Annotated in this window: 17 protein-coding genes and 1 pseudogene; 12 read left to right on the top strand and 6 right to left on the bottom strand. The window is 71.3% G+C overall.

Annotated features, from left to right (window positions below):
- Window positions 1-84 precede the first annotated feature (84 nt).
- From SSPS47_RS33580 to SSPS47_RS33600, 5 genes are all read left to right on the top strand, one after another.
- Entirely contained in the window at window positions 85-1,362 is a 1,278-nt protein-coding gene (locus SSPS47_RS33580; protein WP_164254176.1) for an SLC13 family permease, read from the top strand.
- Between the two features lie 55 nt (window positions 1,363-1,417).
- Window positions 1,418-2,890: an acyl-CoA synthetase gene (locus SSPS47_RS33585; protein WP_164254177.1), complete on the top strand. Its 1,473-nt coding sequence runs from the start codon at window positions 1,418-1,420 to the stop codon at window positions 2,888-2,890.
- Complete coding sequence (locus tag SSPS47_RS33590) at window positions 2,883-4,265, top strand: carboxyl transferase domain-containing protein (RefSeq protein ID WP_239065177.1); 1,383 nt, start codon at window positions 2,883-2,885, stop codon at window positions 4,263-4,265. Before SSPS47_RS33585 ends, SSPS47_RS33590 begins: the two co-directional genes overlap by 8 nt.
- Window positions 4,266-4,328: 63 nt before the next feature.
- The gene (locus SSPS47_RS33595) at window positions 4,329-5,351 is read left to right on the top strand and encodes a DUF2510 domain-containing protein (protein WP_164254179.1); all 1,023 of its coding nucleotides are present in this window, start codon (window positions 4,329-4,331) and stop codon (window positions 5,349-5,351) included.
- Between the two features lie 548 nt (window positions 5,352-5,899).
- Window positions 5,900-7,390: a UDP-N-acetylmuramoyl-L-alanyl-D-glutamate--2,6-diaminopimelate ligase gene (locus SSPS47_RS33600; protein WP_164254180.1), complete on the top strand. Its 1,491-nt coding sequence runs from the start codon at window positions 5,900-5,902 to the stop codon at window positions 7,388-7,390.
- A 45-nt stretch (window positions 7,391-7,435) separates the two neighbouring features.
- On the opposite strand, the gene SSPS47_RS33605 is transcribed toward SSPS47_RS33600, so the two are convergent.
- Complete coding sequence (locus SSPS47_RS33605) at window positions 7,436-7,834, bottom strand: nuclear transport factor 2 family protein (RefSeq protein WP_164254181.1); 399 nt, start codon at window positions 7,832-7,834, stop codon at window positions 7,436-7,438.
- Window positions 7,835-8,263: 429 nt separating this feature from the next.
- On the opposite strand from SSPS47_RS33605, the gene SSPS47_RS36345 reads away from it, so the two are divergent.
- Window positions 8,264-8,422: a hypothetical protein gene (locus tag SSPS47_RS36345; RefSeq protein WP_343234917.1), complete on the top strand. Its 159-nt coding sequence runs from the start codon at window positions 8,264-8,266 to the stop codon at window positions 8,420-8,422.
- Window positions 8,423-8,480: 58 nt separating this feature from the next.
- Window positions 8,481-8,942 (top strand): DUF5954 family protein, encoded by a 462-nt coding sequence (locus SSPS47_RS33615; RefSeq protein WP_164254182.1) that lies wholly within the window; start codon window positions 8,481-8,483, stop codon window positions 8,940-8,942.
- Window positions 8,943-9,025: 83 nt separating this feature from the next.
- Here SSPS47_RS33615 and SSPS47_RS33620 read toward each other — a convergent pair whose 3' ends face one another.
- Together SSPS47_RS33620 and SSPS47_RS33625 are read right to left on the bottom strand one after the other, a co-directional pair.
- Window positions 9,026-9,241 (bottom strand): hypothetical protein, encoded by a 216-nt coding sequence (locus tag SSPS47_RS33620; protein WP_164254183.1) that lies wholly within the window; start codon window positions 9,239-9,241, stop codon window positions 9,026-9,028.
- A complete protein-coding gene (locus tag SSPS47_RS33625; protein ID WP_164254184.1) occupies window positions 9,238-9,951 on the bottom strand; it encodes a hypothetical protein in 714 nt (237 codons plus the stop codon). The genes SSPS47_RS33620 and SSPS47_RS33625 overlap by 4 nt, the downstream gene beginning before the upstream one ends.
- 158 nt (window positions 9,952-10,109) lie before the next feature.
- Between SSPS47_RS33625 and SSPS47_RS33630 the strand changes: the two genes are divergently transcribed.
- Window positions 10,110-10,430, top strand: a complete 321-nt coding sequence (locus tag SSPS47_RS33630; protein ID WP_147877913.1) for a hypothetical protein — start codon at window positions 10,110-10,112, stop codon at window positions 10,428-10,430.
- 34 nt (window positions 10,431-10,464) lie between these two features.
- Entirely contained in the window at window positions 10,465-11,394 is a 930-nt protein-coding gene (locus SSPS47_RS33635) for a MerR family transcriptional regulator (protein ID WP_164254185.1), read from the top strand.
- A 4-nt stretch (window positions 11,395-11,398) separates the two neighbouring features.
- On the opposite strand, the pseudogene SSPS47_RS35875 reads toward SSPS47_RS33635, so the two are convergent.
- Window positions 11,399-11,695: pseudogene (locus tag SSPS47_RS35875) on the bottom strand (hypothetical protein); the annotation flags it as partial.
- Window positions 11,696-11,784: 89 nt separating this feature from the next.
- Between SSPS47_RS35875 and SSPS47_RS33645 the strand changes: the two are divergent.
- The 3 genes from SSPS47_RS33645 (at window position 11,785) to SSPS47_RS33655 (ending at window position 14,050) form a co-directional block, all read left to right on the top strand.
- A complete protein-coding gene (locus tag SSPS47_RS33645; protein ID WP_164254186.1) occupies window positions 11,785-12,195 on the top strand; it encodes a DUF3592 domain-containing protein in 411 nt (136 codons plus the stop codon).
- A gap of 43 nt (window positions 12,196-12,238) precedes the next feature.
- Window positions 12,239-13,162 (top strand): AraC family transcriptional regulator, encoded by a 924-nt coding sequence (locus SSPS47_RS33650; RefSeq protein ID WP_164254187.1) that lies wholly within the window; start codon window positions 12,239-12,241, stop codon window positions 13,160-13,162.
- A 63-nt stretch (window positions 13,163-13,225) separates the two neighbouring features.
- Entirely contained in the window at window positions 13,226-14,050 is an 825-nt protein-coding gene (locus tag SSPS47_RS33655) for an NAD(P)H-dependent oxidoreductase (RefSeq protein WP_164254188.1), read from the top strand.
- A 60-nt stretch (window positions 14,051-14,110) separates the two neighbouring features.
- On the opposite strand, the gene SSPS47_RS33660 is transcribed toward SSPS47_RS33655, so the two are convergent.
- Together SSPS47_RS33660 and SSPS47_RS33665 are read right to left on the bottom strand one after the other, a co-directional pair.
- The gene (locus tag SSPS47_RS33660) at window positions 14,111-14,833 is read right to left on the bottom strand and encodes a chitinase (RefSeq protein ID WP_147877297.1); all 723 of its coding nucleotides are present in this window, start codon (window positions 14,831-14,833) and stop codon (window positions 14,111-14,113) included.
- Between the two features lie 217 nt (window positions 14,834-15,050).
- Window positions 15,051-15,569: a lytic polysaccharide monooxygenase auxiliary activity family 9 protein gene (locus SSPS47_RS33665; RefSeq protein WP_164254189.1), complete on the bottom strand. Its 519-nt coding sequence runs from the start codon at window positions 15,567-15,569 to the stop codon at window positions 15,051-15,053.
- Between the last annotated feature and the right edge of the window lie 335 nt (window positions 15,570-15,904).

Here is a 15,904-nt window from a genome sequence, read left to right on the forward strand (position 1 = left end):
CTGGGCCGGTGTTCAAAGTGGTCCAGCCACTTGGCCAATACCGCTTGGCCAGTAATCAACGGCCCCAGGGACGGGAGCCCCCCGATGTCCGCCGAACTGATCTCGATCCTCGTACTTGTGGTCGTCTTCGTGATCGCCACGACCCGCTCGATCAATATGGGCGCGCTCGCCTTCGCCGCCGCGTTCGGGGTCGGCGAACTCGTCGCCGACCTGGACGCGGACGGTATCTTCGCCGGATTCCCCGGTGACCTGTTCGTCGTGCTCGTCGGCGTCACCTATCTCTTCGCCATCGCACGGGCCAACGGCACCACGGACTGGCTGGTGCATGCCGCGATCCGGCTCGTACGCGGTCGAATAGCGCTGATCCCCTGGGTGATGTTCGCGATCACCGGAGCACTGACCGCGATAGGCGCCGTCAGCCCGGCGGCCGTCGCGATCGTCGCGCCCATCGCGCTGAGCTTCGCCGCGCGGTACGGGATCAGCCCCCTGCTGATGGGCGCGCTCGTCGTACACGGCGCCCAGGCCGGCGGCTTCTCACCGATCAGCATCTACGGCTCGATCGTCAACGGGGTGGTGGAACGCGAGAACCTGCCCGGGAACGAACTCGTGCTCTTCTTCGCCTCGCTCGTCGTCAACCTGATCATCGCGAGTGTCGTCTTCGTCCTGTTCGGCGGACTGAAGCTGAAAGGCCGCGACCTCGCCACCGAGGACAAGGACGGTGGGGCCGAAAACGGCGACGGCGCCCTGGCGGCCGACTCCGCACAGCTCAACCCCGCCCGTATCGCCACCCTGACCGCCCTCGCGGCACTCGTCTTCGCCGTCCTCGTCCTCGACCTCGACGCCGGACTCTCCTCCATCACCCTCGCCGTCGTCCTGAGCGCCTTCTGGCCGGACGCGAGCCGCAAGGCCGTCAGCGAGGTCGCCTGGCCGACCGTGCTGCTCATCTGCGGTGTCCTCACCTACGTGGGCGTCCTGGAGGAGATGGGCACCATCGACTACGCGGGCAACGCCGTCGGCGACATCGGCGTCCCCCTGCTCGCCGCCGTCCTGCTCTGCTACATCGCCGCAGTCATCTCCGCCTTCGCGTCCTCCGTCGGCATCATGGGCGCGCTCATCCCGCTCGCCGTGCCGTTCCTCGCCCAGGGCGAGATCGGGGCGGTCGGCATGATCGCCGCGCTCGCCGTCTCGGCGACCGTCGTGGACGTCAGCCCCTTCTCCACCAACGGCGCCCTCGTACTGGCCGCCGCACCCGACGTCGACCGGGAGCGTTTCTTCCGGCAGTTGATGGTGTACGGAGGCATCGTGGTGGCAGTGGTACCCGCGGCAGTGTGGCTCGTACTGGTGGTGCCAGGCTTCGGGTGATCGGACCACCACCCGGACGACCGGTCTGACTCGTCGACAGCAAGGAGAACGACGCGTGTCCCCTCTCTTCCCGGCCCTCGCGGCGGGTTCCACCCGGCCCGCACTCCAATTCGGCGACCAGGCACTGAGCCACGCCGAACTGGCCACGGTGGCGGGCGCCCTGGCCGCCCGGATCGCCGGTGCGCCACGGGTCGCCGTCTGGGCCACACCCACCCTCGGCACGGCCGTGGGCGTGGTGGCCGCGCTGCTGGCGGGCGTGCCCGTCGTGCCGGTGAACCCCAAGACCGGCGAACGGGAGCTGACGCACATCGTGACGGACAGTTCACCGGCCCTCGTACTGGCCGAACGCGGGGTCGAACTGCCTCCGGTCATCGCCGAGTTGGCGCGCCTGGACACCGACGTCAACCATGTCGCCGGGGCCACCGGTGTCCCGCGCGAGACCGGTCCCGCCACAGCGCCGCCCACCGAGCCGTCCCCGGAGGCACCCGCGCTGATCGTCTACACCTCGGGCACCACCGGACCGCCCAAGGGCGTCGTCCTGCCCCGCCGCGCCGTCGCCGCCACACTGGACGCGCTGGAGGACGCCTGGCAGTGGACCGAGGCCGACGTCCTCGTCCACGCGCTGCCGCTGTTCCACGTCCACGGCCTGATCCTCGGCATCCTCGGCCCGCTGCGCCGCGGCGGCTCGGTGCGCCACCTCGGCAGGTTCGCCACGGACGGCGTCGCACACGAACTGTCGTCCGGAGCCACGATGCTCTTCGGCGTACCGACGATGTACCACCGCATCGCCGAGGCGCTCGCCGACGATCCCGCGCTCGCGAAGGCGCTCACCGGCGCGCGCCTGCTGGTGTCGGGATCGGCCGCGCTGCCCGTCCACGACCAGGAACGCATCGCGGCGGCCACCGGACGCCGCGTCATCGAGCGGTACGGCATGACCGAGACCCTGATGAACACGAGCGTGCGCGCGGACGGCGAACCGCGCGCCGGCACCGTCGGCGTCCCGCTGGCCGGGGTGGCGCTGCGGCTGGTCGACGAGACGGGCGCCGAGATCGCCGCGTACGACGGCGACACCGTCGGCGAGATCCAGGTGCGCGGCCCGAACCTGTTCACCGAGTATCTGAACCGCCCCGACGCGACCGACGCCGCCTTCGACGACGGCTGGTTCCGCACGGGCGACATGGCGATCCGCGACCCCGACGGCTACGTGCGCATCGTCGGGCGGAAGGCCACCGACCTGATCAAGAGCGGCGGCTACAAGATCGGCGCCGGTGAGATCGAGAACGTGCTCCTGGAGCATCCGGGGGTACGGGAGGCCGCCGTCACCGGGGAGCCCGACGAGGACCTGGGGGAGCGGATCGTCGCCTGGATCGTCCCCGCACAGGCCGAAGCCCCGCCGTCGGCGGAGGAACTGGCGGCGCACGTCGGGGCCCAACTGGCCTCGCACAAGAGGCCGCGCACCGTGCGGTATCTGGACGCGCTGCCCCGCAACGACATGGGCAAGATCATGAAGCGGGCCCTCGGTGGCTGAGCGGATGAGCGCGCGACAGGCGGTCGCCTCCCTCACCGGAGCGACCCCGCAGGGCGCTCCCGTCGGCTTCACCGAACTGCCCACGCCCAGGGACACCTCCGCCCCGGACGGCCCACTGGCCTGGCGGGGATACGACGAGTCCCGCGCCCGCGCGGCGGCGCGCACCGGCGAGGACGAGTCGGTCATCTGTGGTACCGCACGCGTCGGCGACACCGAAACGGTCCTGATCTCCTTCGAGTTCGGCTTCCTCGGCGGATCGCTGGGGGAGCGCACCGGGGACCGGCTGGAGGCCGCGTACACCCACGCCCGCGAACGGCGGCTGCCTGTCGTCTCGTTGATCGCCACCGGCGGCAGCCGTATGCAGGAAGGCATGCTCGCGCTCCTCCAACTCCAGCGCGTGGCACGGCAGTCGGCCCTGACCAGGGCGGCAGGCCTGCCCCAGATCGCGGTGGTGCGCGACCCGACAGCCGGTGGTGGCTGGGCCACCCTCGGCGCCGGCGCCGATGTGATCCTGGCCCTGCCGGGCGCCCAGATCGGGTTCGCGGGTTCGCGGGTACGGCCGCCGGACGCAGACCCGTACGCGTACACCGCCGAGGCGCAGCTGACGGCCGGTCATATCGACGCGGTGGTACGGCAAGAGGATCTGCGGGGCACCGTCGGCCGCTGGCTGGCGCTGTTGACGGGCGGTGCCACCGGACCGGGGGCCGCTCCCGCGACAGCCGCCGAGCCCCCTGCCGCACTCGGCCACGCCGCGCCGCCCAAGACCGGCTGGGAGGCGGTGAGCCTGGCCCGTGATCCCCGACGCCCGCGCGCCGGGGCGTACTTGGCCGCGTACTTCACCGGACGCGAATCCATCAACGGCGACCGCAGCGGTGGCACCGACCCCGGAACGCTCTGCGGGTTCGGCGTGCGCGAAGGCCGTACGGTCGCGTACGCGGCCCAGTGCGGCACCGCGACCCTCCCGGCCGGCTACCGCACCGCGGCCAGGCTGATCAGGCTCGCGGACCGGCTGGGGCTGCCCGTTCTCACGCTCATCGACACCCCGGGCGCCGCCAACGACGCCGAGGCGGAGCGTACCGGAGCGGGCGGCGCGATCGCGGATCTGTTCGCCGCCGTGGCCACCGCCCGCGTACCCGTCACCAGCCTGCTGATCGGCGAAGGCGGTTCAGGCGGAGCCCTGGCACTCGCGGCGTCGGGCAACACATGGGCCACACCGGACAGTTACTTCTCCGTCATCGCGCCCGAACTGGCGACGGCCATTCTCAAACGGGCCCCCGAGGAGGCCCGCGCGACGGCCGACGAACTGAGGCTGCGTCCCCAGGACCTGCTGTCGCTGGGGGTGATCCGGGGGATCGTGCCACCGGCGGGGAAGTGAAGTCCGCCGATTTCTCATGGGCCTCTCACCAGGTTTGTCGGACCATATGCTTATGGTGAGTGGGTGACGCAGACGACTCCGCCCGGCTGGTATCCGGACCCAGGACATGAAGGTGAAGGCCCGCCTCGGGAACGGTGGTGGGACGGGTCGGCCTGGACCGACATGGTCCGCTCCGACTCGGCGACGACCTGGAGCGCGGCTTCCGGACCTGGCGCGCCTGTCGGCCCCGGCGCGCCGGGCATGCCGCCCTACCCGGCGGCGCCGCCACCGGGCGACGGCGGGCGCGGCCGGCGGATCGCCCTCGCCGTCACCGCGGCGGTGGTGGTGCTGGCCGTCGTCGGAGGCTTCCTCCTCCTCCAGGAGGACGGGGACAGTTCGGCGGACAGGGCGGGTTCGACGCCGTCGACCGCACCGAGCAAGCCGGGTCAGGAGCGGCCGGCACCGGGCGAATCACAGCCGCCCGGCGGCCCCGACGCGCCCGACGGAGGCGGTCCTGGCGGTGGAGGCGAGGACGGCGGCCCCGAACAGGAGATCCCGACCGAGGACGGTTACGCCACCGACATGGCCAGCGGCATCAGCATCCCGGTGCCGGACGGCTGGAGCGGTCAATCGGGCCCCGTCGGCGCCGGAGTGAGCACCGGGGATCACCCGTGCCCGGGTGATCCGGACGAGTCCTGCGTACGCGGTGGCGTGAACTCCGTCCCGGCGATCGCCCTGGAGATCAAGGCCACCATCCCCAAGGCGGCGGCCGAGGCCGACATCGAGAAGAACGCCGAGGAGTCCTACGGCGGCGAGAGCTACGGAGAGATCTCCTCGCACGAGGAGCTGAAGTCCGAGGCGGTGACCGTCGCGGGCAAGAAGGGCTATCTCGTGCGGTGGAAGGTCGTCACCGGCAAGGGCGACGACGGGTACGTACAGTCGCTCGCCTTCCCGTCACCCGCCCCCGGCGCACAGGGCATGCTGATCATCGTGCGCTCCGGATTCGACATCAACGACAAGGCGCCCGAGCTGCCCGTGATGGACGAGATCACCGGTGGCATCAAGGTCGCGGCGGGCGGCGGAGCCGGCGCGGGCGAGAAGGTCTGAGACCGGCCCCTGCCCACGCGGCGGGGTCCGGGCAGGGCGTACATACGGGGCCACCCCACGGCCGGTGGCCGGTCGTCACGACCGGCCACCGGCCGTCGGCGTCCCCGTGGTACGCCTCCGGTGCGTTCGGCCGGACCGCGCGCTCGTGGGCCGCGCCTGTCCTCGACCGCCGGACGGGCCGCGTAGTGCGGGACGACGGAGCCGGGACTCCCTCGCGGGACGTACACTCCACCCATGGGTAAAACACAGGCCGCAACGGAGAGCCTTAGCCGGTCCTCGTGCGCGCGGTGCCATGCCCTGCACGGCCACGGCTAGCAACTTCGCCGCCGATTCCCGGCCTCCGGCGCCCGCTGGGATTGCTCCCCGAGGCGCCCTTCCGCTGTCCGCGCCTTCGCACCGAGCCGCCCGATCCTCGGTGCCGCACAGCTCTCCCCAGTGACACCCGCAACTCGCGCCCGCGCCCCACCCCGCGACGTCCCGGCGTGCCGTCGGCACCTCCACGGTGGCCGCCGGCCGGCGGCCGGGCCGTACCTTCGAGAGGATCCCCTGTGAAGCTGAGCGAATTGCTCGCCGGGCACGACCACGAGATTCTGCAGGGCGACCCCGGTACGGTCATCACCGCCGGAACCTGCTTCGACGCCCACCGGGTGTCACCCGGCTCCCTGTTCATCGCGGTTCCCGGCCACCGCGAGGGCGGCCCCGAATCCGTCGGCCCCGCGATCGCGCGCGGCGCCGTCGCCGTGCTCGTCGACGGGGCGACGGCCGATCTGCCGGTCGTGGCATGGATGTCCGACCCGGCCGTCTGCGTCGTACGGGTTCCGGACACCCGTACCGCGGCCGCCGTTGTCGCCTCCCGCTACCACAACGATCCCGGCCTCGCGATGGACATGGTCGCCGTCACCGGTACCAACGGGAAGACCTCCGTCTCGTACATGGTCGAATCCGTGCTGCGGATCGCCGAGCACGCCGTCGTCGGTGTCATCGGCACGGCGGGCAGCCGCATCGGGGACGAACTGATCCCCATGCCCCGCTCGGTCCTCACGACCCCGGAGTCCCCCGACTTCCAGTACCTGCTCGGTGTCATGCGGGACCGCGACGTGAGCACCGTGGTCCTGGAGGCCACGTCCATGGGGCTGTTGACGCACCGGGTCGACCACTCGTACATCGACGTCGGCATCTTCACCAACCTCACCCAGGACCACCTGGACGACCACGGCACGATGGCGAACTACCGGGACGCCAAACTCCGGCTGTTCCAGGGGCTCTGCCGACGGGCCGTGGTGAACGTGGACGACGCGGTGGGCGCCGGGATCGGTGCGCTCATGCCGGGCGCGGTGACCACGTACGCCCTGGACGCCGAAGCCGACTACCGGGCCACCGACCTCACGATGGACGCCTTCGGTACGCGCTTCACCCTGCACCACGCCGGGCGCAAGTACCCGGCGGCGATTCCCGTACCCGGCCGGTTCTCCGTCGCCAACGCGCTCGCCACCGTCGCCGCCTGCCATCTCCTCGGGCACGACCTGCGCGGGCTGGTCACGGCGCTCGACACGATGCCGCCGGTCCCCGGGCGCTTCGAGCGCTTCGAGACGCCGCGCGGCACATCCGTCATCGTCGACTACGCGCACTCCCCGGACTCGCTCGACAAGGTGCTGAGCACCATCCGTGACTTCGCCACCGGGCAGGTCATCACCGTGTTCGGCTGCGGCGGCGACCGTGACATCACCAAGCGCGCGGAGATGGGCGAGATCGCGGGTACCCACTCCGACCTGTGCGTGCTCACCTCCGACAACCCTCGCCACGAGGACCCCGAGGCGATCCTCGACCAGATCACGCCCGGGCTCGCGGCCACCGGCACCCGCTTCGAGCGATACGCCGACCGCCGCGCCGCAATCGAGTTCGCGCTGTCCGCGGCGGGCGAGAACGACATCGTCCTGATCGCGGGGAAGGGGAGCGAGCCGTACCAGACCGTCGGCGACAGACTGATCCCGTTCAGCGACATGGCGACCGTGCGTGAACTGGCCGCCGTACAGGGTTGATCGCGGTACGGGACCGACAGCCCGGCGTCCGGACCGGGCGGGGGATCAGGGCAGCGGTTCGGCCATGGCGCTCAGATGGATACCGACGAGCCGCCACCCGTCCCCGGCCCCGTTCCCGTCGCCTTCTCCGGCTTTCGCGAGGAACTGGGTCGCGCGGAAGCGTCCGTCGGCGTCCCTGCCGTCGACGATGCTCTGCTGACACTGCACCCCGATGGCCACCGCGGCGTCGCCGTGCCGGCGTACTTCGACCTCCTTCCAGTCGAACGAGTCGTGGATGAGGTCGCCCGAGGCGTACCGCTCCAGCCAGCGCTCCTTGTCGAGGATGAGTCCGCGCGGACCGACCCCGCGGAAGTCGTCCGCGAGCAGCCGGTCCAACATGTCGATGTCACCGTGCAGTTCGGCCTTCGCCCACCGTCGTCCGAACTCGGCCAGCTCCCTGTCCATCCGCCATCTCCCCGTCCGCCACGAGTGCTCCGTCGCCCCAGACTCCACCGGTACGGCTCACGGCGCATCGGCTCGCCGGACGGTCCGCGACTACTGCGCGGGGAGTACCTGGGGAGTGCGGGGAGGAAAGTGCTACCACCGGTGTAGACGCACGCTTGTGCGGGTGAGCTTCACGGCCGTGTTCGGCGGGGCCGCCGAGCCGGCTCTGCCGACCGGGGACGCGGTGGAGCCGTTCGTCGATGTCGACGACGTCGCGGATGTCGCCGTCGCGGCGCTCACCGACGACCGGCACATCGGCGGACGTACGAGCTGTCCGGACCCCGGCTGGTCGGCTTCGCCGAGATCGCCGGCGAACTGTCCGGGGTCACCGGCCGGGAGATCGCCTACGCACCGGTCACGCTTGAGGAGTACCGCGACCTCCTCCTCTCGGTGGGCGCCCCCGCCGACTTCGCCGACCTGTTCGAGCTGATCAACGACGGGCGCAACGCGCACCTCGTGCACGGCGTCGAAGAAGCCCTCGGCCGTGAGCCCAGGGACTTCACCTACTTCGCCGCGGACGTCGCGCGCACCGGCGTCTGGCGGCTCTGAACCCGCCGTATCGATGATTCCGCGCGCCGGGTGGCGTGGGGTGCGGCACGCTGGGGGTATGGACGCGAGCTCAGACGAGGCATTCGACGACGCGGCGGCCCGGCGGCTGCTGGAGGTCGGGAAGCGTGAGGAGGAACTCCGCGAGGAGTTCCGGGTGGACGGCCCCGAGTGGGAGCGGACGTCCGTCTCCCACTACACGGCCTACGCCGCCATGATTCACGAGGAGGGCGGCTGGCGGCAGTTGTTCCCGGCCGTGCCCTTCGAGGAGGAGGCACGGCTCGATCTCGGCGCCGTGCTGCGTGCGCGAGGCGCGCACGCGGGGGAGTTCGCCGGCCGTTTCGGCCGGGCGGCCGACGTGGTGGAACGTGGTGAGGACCAGGTGATCATCGCGGAGGACGTCTTCCGGATGGTACGGGTCGAGCAGACGGTCATCATGACGAGTCACGGGCCGCAGACCCCCCGGGCCGGCGACCGGGAGTTCCCCGACGAACTGGACGAGCGGCCCGGGGCCGGTGACTGACCTCCGGGACATCGGGGAGCGAGTGCGCCGTCCCGCCCGGACGGGGGTGGGGCGGGACGGGCCACCGCTTCGCTGACACAGCGTCAGCAGCCTTGCCGTGCGACCGGTTCGGCGGCGGAGGTCACCAGGTCCTCGGTGGCACCGGGGAGCCACTCAGGCTTCCGGTCGCCGGTGCGGCCCGAGTCCCCCGTACCGACACCCACGTCCACCGCTTCGGACAGCGGCGGCAGGGATACGTCCGGCCAACGGGCCGACCCGGCGGGGCCCTTCCCCGAGACGGAGGCGTGGGCGAATCTCACGGCCCGGGTCCGGCGTGCTGCCGCGGCACCGCCTTCTCGGGAGCCAGCGGGTCGGGCGCCCGCGTGGCCTCGTCCGACGACTTCCACGGGTTCTCGACGGTCATCACCTCGCCGTTCCACCGGTAGCGGGTGGTGACGCGGCCGTTCCGACCCGTCGACGTGAGGATCAGGTCCGTACCCAAGGTCTCGCCGGTGAGTTCCTCCGGCCCCCAGTTGATCAGCACCGGCCGCACGGTGTCGCCCGACGCCCGGTAGACCTGAACGAGGGTCAGCCCGGAGAACGGTTCGTCCAGCGCCACCACCAACTCGTCCCGGCCGTCGGCCGTCAGATCGCGGTACACGGCGTCGCGCAGACCGCACTCGGCCCCCGGGCAGTTCCCGAGCGCGACCCGTACGAACCGAGGCACGTTGGGGTCCTTCGCCAGCAACTCCCGCACCGGCACATCCCTCAGCCCGCCCGCCGGCACCCTCACGTCGCGCACCGCCGGGTACGGCTCGACGGACAGGTCGGCGTTCCCGTCCGTCGGCGGCGCGTGGTCCGGCCACAGCGGCGCCGATCTGAGCGGCGGCGGCAGCCTGGGCGCCGGACCGTCGTCCCGTGCCCCCGTCTCGGCGGCGCAGCCCGCCGAGAGGGCCGCGGCGACGGCCAGAGCGGTGAGGACGACGGGCCGCCCGGGAAGCGAGAAGTCGAAGCGGGGGAGACGGCGCATAGACAGATCAGCGTACCGGGGCGGGTACGGCGGGACTTGTGCGCGTCCGCCGGGGCGCCGGCCGCAGAGACCGGGTGGGCGGGGTCCTGAACACGCCGGTGGAGATGCCCGTATCCCTCTGTGCACCTCCGCCCCCGCCATGTCGAGGAGACCAGCCCATGAACGAGTACATCAATCTGCAAGCCCTCCCGGACGGTGAGGCCGAACTCCGTCTCGTCGTCCGTCTTCAGTGGGAGGACGTCGCCGCGCTCGGGCAGGAGGCCGGCCGGCTGGCACACCAGATGCAGCGCCCCGTGAGTCTCGACGAGGCGGTCAGCCACCGGCTGCGCGGTCGCTCCGCCGCACACGCCAAGCCCCCGCAGGATCCGGGCCGGCCCGTCGGGGCGCCACCCGCCCCGGTGTCCTCGCTCGCGGGCCGCACGCCGGGCGAACACGCCCGCCAGGCGATAGAGAAGATCAACGGGCCCGAATCGGCTTGAGTCTCCACCCGCTGGAAGCCGCAGACTCGGTCGCATGAACGACGACGGTCCGAACAAAGACGGTCTGAACGAGCTCACCATCGGGCGGCTGGCCCGCCGCACCGGCATGTCGGTGCGGACCATCCGCTACTGGTCCGACCTCGGGGTGCTGCCCCCGGTCGGCCGCTCGCCCGGTGGCTACCGGCTGTACGACGCCGAATCCGTGGCCCGGCTCGAACTCGTGCGCACGCTGCGCGAGTTGGGCCTCGGACTCGACGACGTGCGGCGGGTCCTCGCGGGCGAGACGAGTGTCGCCGAGGTCGCGGCGGTGCATGTGGCCGCCCTCGACGCGCGGATCCGTGCCCTCAAGGTGAGCAGGGCCGTCCTGTCGTCCGTCGCGAAACGGGATTCCACGACCGAGGAGACAGCACTCATGAACAGACTGGCCCGTCTCTCCGCCGACGAGCGCAGGCGCATCATCGAGGACTTCATGGAGGAGGTCTTCGGAGGTCTCGACATCGACGACGAACTGCGCGGCCGGCTGCGGCACGCCTCCATCGACCTGCCGGACGACCCGGCTCCCGACCAGGTGGACGCCTGGATCGAGCTGGCCGAACTGCTCCAGGACCCCGAATTCCGCGCCGGGATGCGGACGATGATGCGGCTCAACGCGCCGCTGCCGGGCACCGGCGAAGCGCCGCCCGGCGCCTCCATCTGGTTCGCGAGGCAGGTCGTCGAGGTCGTCGGCGAGGCCCGGGAACGCGGGGTCGAGCCCACCGGACCGAAGGCCGCCCGGGTCCTTCACGACCTGTTCGGGGACGCCGACCCGGCCGGGGTGCTGCTGCGCCTGGAGGCCGGTTCGGCGGCGGGCGCCGTACGGTACCGGCAGCTCGTCGCGCGGGTGCGTGGACGGGAGCCGCGGCCCGCGCACACCGGCGAGTTCGCCTGGCTGGTCACGGCGCTGCGCGCGGAGACCGTCGGCTGACGGATCACACGGTACGGTCCACCGCCCCGACGGCCGGTCCGCGCGGGACCCGGCGGCCGGTGCCCGCCCGGCACGGCTCACACCCGGCGGCGACGGTCCCGTGGAGGGTGTCGCCGAGGTGGGCGAGGCGTTCGGCGACGGTGTCGACGGTGGGGTGGTCGATGTGTCCGGCGAGGCGGCCGTCGGCGAGGAAGATCACGGTGTCGGCGTAGGAGGCGGCGACGGGGTCGTGGGTGACCATGACGACGGTGCGGCCGTGGACGCGGACGGTCTGCTGGAGCAGGAGCAGGACGTCGCGTGCGCGCGACCACATTGGGCGTACGACCCGAGTCACCGGTGTCGCTGACTACACCCCTACTCTGGATCCCGACCCGTAGGGAGTGTGGACCCGTGCCCGACTGGCTGTTTCCCCTCGCGTTCGCCGTCGTCGGCGCCGCCGTCTTCGTCATCGGCTTCGTCGGCCTCCGGCGCTCCTTCGCCCTGCGGCGCGAGGGCGTCCGGGCCGAGGGCCGGGTCGTCAGGCTGGAGACGACCACCGACGGGCAAGGAGGCTCGGTCCACCGTCCGGTGGTCGGCTGGGTCACCGAGGACGGCCGCCGCATGGAGGTGGAGTCCCCTTACGGGCGCTCCTGGGTGGGCAGGTTCCGGCCCGGCAGCCCGGTCCGGATCCGCTACGACCCGCGGCGCCCCGAGCGGATGCGGATCGACGGCTACGGGCACGGTGTGCAGGTGGTGTTCATGCTGGTCGGCACCGCGTTCATGGCGGGCGGGATCTCCGTGGCGCTCCGGCTGACGGGGTGAGGAGACCGGCCCGTCAGCCTTCCGGCTACGTACGCTGAACGCCATGGACGTGCTGACGGACCTGCTGGACGGCGTACGGGCGCGCGGCGCCGTGTTCAGCCGTACGGTCATGACGGCGCCGTGGTCGCTGCGGTTCGCCTCCGGCGCGCCGCTGACGCTCGCCACGGTGCTGCGCGGCCAGGCGTGGCTCGTTCCCGCCGAGGACGACGCGGTGCGCGTACGAGCCGGGGACATCGCGCTCGTCCGGGGCTCTGCGCCGTACACCGTCGCCGACGACCCGGACACTCCGCCACGCGTACTGATCGACCGGGCCGACTACTGCGGCCTGAGCGATCCTGCCGTCGTCCCCGACGGCGGCACCGTGCTGCTCAGCGGCGCGTACGACAACCCGGGCGGCGTCAGCGAACGGCTGCTCCGCGCGCTCCCGCCCGTGCTGGTCATCCCGGACGCCGACTGCCACTCGCCGATGCTCGCGCTCGTCACCGCCGAGCTGACCCGCGAGAGCCCCGGTCAGCAGGCCGTCCTCGACCGGCTGTTGGACCTGCTGCTCATCTCCGCGCTCCGGGGCTGGTTCGACCGGCCGGGGACATCGGCGCCGCCCTGGTACCGGGCGGCGGACGACCCGGTGGTCGGACAGGCCCTGCGACTGCTCCACGACCGTCCGGCCGATCCGTGGACGGTCGCGAAGCCGGCGGCCGGGGCGGGAGTCTCGCGCGCCGCGCTGGCCCGCCGCTTCACCGCGCGGATCGGTGAGCAGCCGATGACCTACCTCACCGGCTGGCGCATCTCGCTCGCCGCCGACCTGCTGCGCGGTACGGACGACACGGTCGGCGCCCTCGCCCGGAAGGTCGGCTATGCCAACACCTTCGCGCTGAGCGTCGCCTTCAAGCGCCTGCGCCGGATCACGCCGAGCGAGCACCGGGCCGCCGTCACCGGCACCCGGAGGGCGTCGACGGGGCGGCAGTAGCATGGAGGATTGATCAACCGACCGACGCTGTCCTCGTACCGAGGACGAGGAAGGTGGCGGCCCATGCGGGTGCTCTGGTTGTACGCCCACCCCGATCCGCGCTCGCTGAACGGCGCCCTGCGCGACGAGGGAATCGCCGTGCTCCGTGAACACGGGCACGAGGTGGTCGAGTCCGACCTGTACGCCATGGAGTGGAACCCGGTGGTGGGGCACGGCGACTTCCACCACGACCCCGACGAGCGGCTCGATGTCCTCACCGAGTCCCAGAGCGCCCTGGAGAACGGCACGCTGAGCGAGGACATCCGCGCGGAGCAGGAGAAGCTCCTGTGGTCCGACACCCTCGTCGTGCAGTTCCCGCTCTGGTGGTTCGGCCCGCCGGCGATCCTCAAGGGCTGGTTCGACCGGCTGTTCATCCAGGGCTTCGCGCAGGGCGTCCTCGACCCCGGGACCGGCCGGGCGCAGCGTTACGGCAGCGGCGGACTGGCCGGCAGGCGGGCGCTGGTGCTGACGACGGTCGGCGCCAACGCGGCGACGACCGGACCGCGTGGTATCCACGGCGACATCAACGAGGTGCTGTTCCCGCTGCTGCACGGCACGTTGTGGTACCCGGGAATGACGGTCGTGCCCCCGCTCGTCGTCAACGGAGCGGTCAAACTGGCCGGGGCGGAGTACAAGACGGCCGTGGACCGGTTGCGGCAGCGGCTGCTGACGCTGCCGGAGACCGAGCCGATCCCGTACCGCAGCCAGAACGGCGGCGACTACGACGAGCATCTGATCCTGCGCCCGGACCGGGCACCCGGCGAGGTGGGCATCCACATCCACCACGTCGCCGGCGGTGTGGACGAGCGGTGCGAGCGCACCGGCGGCGACGACGAGGCGGACAGGTAACGGCGACGAGGGGCACCGCCGATGACGGCGGTGCCCCCCACGCTTGCCTCAGGAGCCGGTTCAGCAGCTGAGATTGCCACCCGGATCCACGCCGAGGATTCCGGCGAATTGCCGGTAGCTGTCAATGCGGCTCTGCACCTGGGCGGGGTTTCCGCCGTTGCACTCGATGCTGCCGTTGATGCTGCGGATCGTCTCCCCGAATCCGGCGCCGTTCACCATGGCATTGTGCGGAGTCATGGTGCCGGGACCGCTCTGGGTGTTCCAGTACCAGAGGCCGGTCTTCCACGCGACCGCGGAATCGTTCTGCACGAGGTCGGGGTTGTTGAGCAGATCGATGCCCAACGCGTCCCCCGCCGCCTTGTAGTTGAAGTTCCAGCTGAGCTGGATGGGTCCGCGGCCGTAGTACTTGTCATTGCCCGCCGGGCAGCCGTAAGGCTGTGAAGCGTCGCAGTAATGCGGGTAGTTGGCCGTGTTCTGTTCGACCACATGCACGAGTCCACCGGTCTCGTGACCGACGTTGGCCAGGAATGCAGCGGCCTCCTGCTTACGTACGGTGTCGCTGCCCGTCCCGGTGAATCCCGGGTACGCGCTGAGCGCGGCGTTCAGCCCGCCGTAGGTGTAGAAGGAATTCCTGTTCGGGAACATCTGGTTGAACTGCGACTCGCTGACGATGAAGTCGGCCTTGCCCTCTTCCGCCGCGGACGACATGGGGGCGAGCGAGGTCAGGGAGAGAGCGGCGGCCGATGCTGTGGCGGCGAGCAGGCCGATGAGGCGCTTACGCAAGGGATTCACTCCTCAAAAGGGCCTCGGAACGCGCCGCGGCCCAGGTGTGGGGGGTGGGTGGAACGGCGCCGGTGAGCCCCTTCTGGCAGATCAGGGGCTCACCGACGCGAGGATCGGACACGGTCCGGAGCAGGGAGGCGCGCCGGTGGAAGACGTACGATCGGTGAGTGATTCTTCGGCGGAGGGATCGTGGTTACCGGCCCCGCGGGAGAATTCGTCAGCCGCCGATGTTCACGTCGATGCACGCGTAGAACGCGTTCACTGTGTCCGCGATGTTCCAGACCGCGAGAATCTCCTGCTTGCCCGACAGGCCGCCGAAGTTGACGTTGTGGGTGACCGTCGCGCCGGGCTGCGCGCCGCCGTCGTTGAATTCCGCGACCTTCTGGCCGCCGACGAAGTACTGCCACGTGCTGGTGGCGTGTCGGGCGGTGATCTTCCAGTTGAAGTTCTGGCTGGAGCCGATCGGCGTCACCGCCCAGCCCTTGTTGTCGTCGTCCAGTTCGGAGAAGCGGGAGTTCCCGCCGCTGCAACTGGTCAGGCCCTTCGGGCCTTCCACGCTCTGGGGCTCGTACTTGATGTCACCGCAGCTTACGGTTCCGGCGGCGCACTGCGCCTGCCTGCTCGGCGGGTCCGAGATGTAACCGTGGGCGCTCGCAGACCCCGCGGGAAGGCTTATCGCGACGATCGGCGCAATCACCGCACCGAGGGCGACGGCCATCTTCCTTTTCGAATGCATGCGTTACTCCTTCACATCAGGTCTTCCCGGGCGTACCGGTCCGGGGGGGACACGATTACGCTCGGGCCGGCCTCTCAGGGGTGGGGCCAAGAGGCGCGAAGGGCCGTGGCGAGGAGCCTCGTCCGAAGGCACTGGATAGCGCGTGCATTCGGCAAAGGTCTTTACCACTTGGACTAGACCATACAGGCCGTCGCGTTCACGTCAAGAGTCCTGTGTGAACGATCAGTTGGACCGCTCCCGCGCCACGGTCCGGACCGGTCGGCCGGGCGAAGTCGGCGCTCGGACTGCTCCGGAGCAGCCGGACTCCGCGTTGTGTGCGGCATGCGAGGGGCCGC

The organism is Streptomyces sp. S4.7 (genome assembly GCF_010384365.1).
GTDB lineage: Bacteria > Actinomycetota > Actinomycetes > Streptomycetales > Streptomycetaceae > Streptomyces.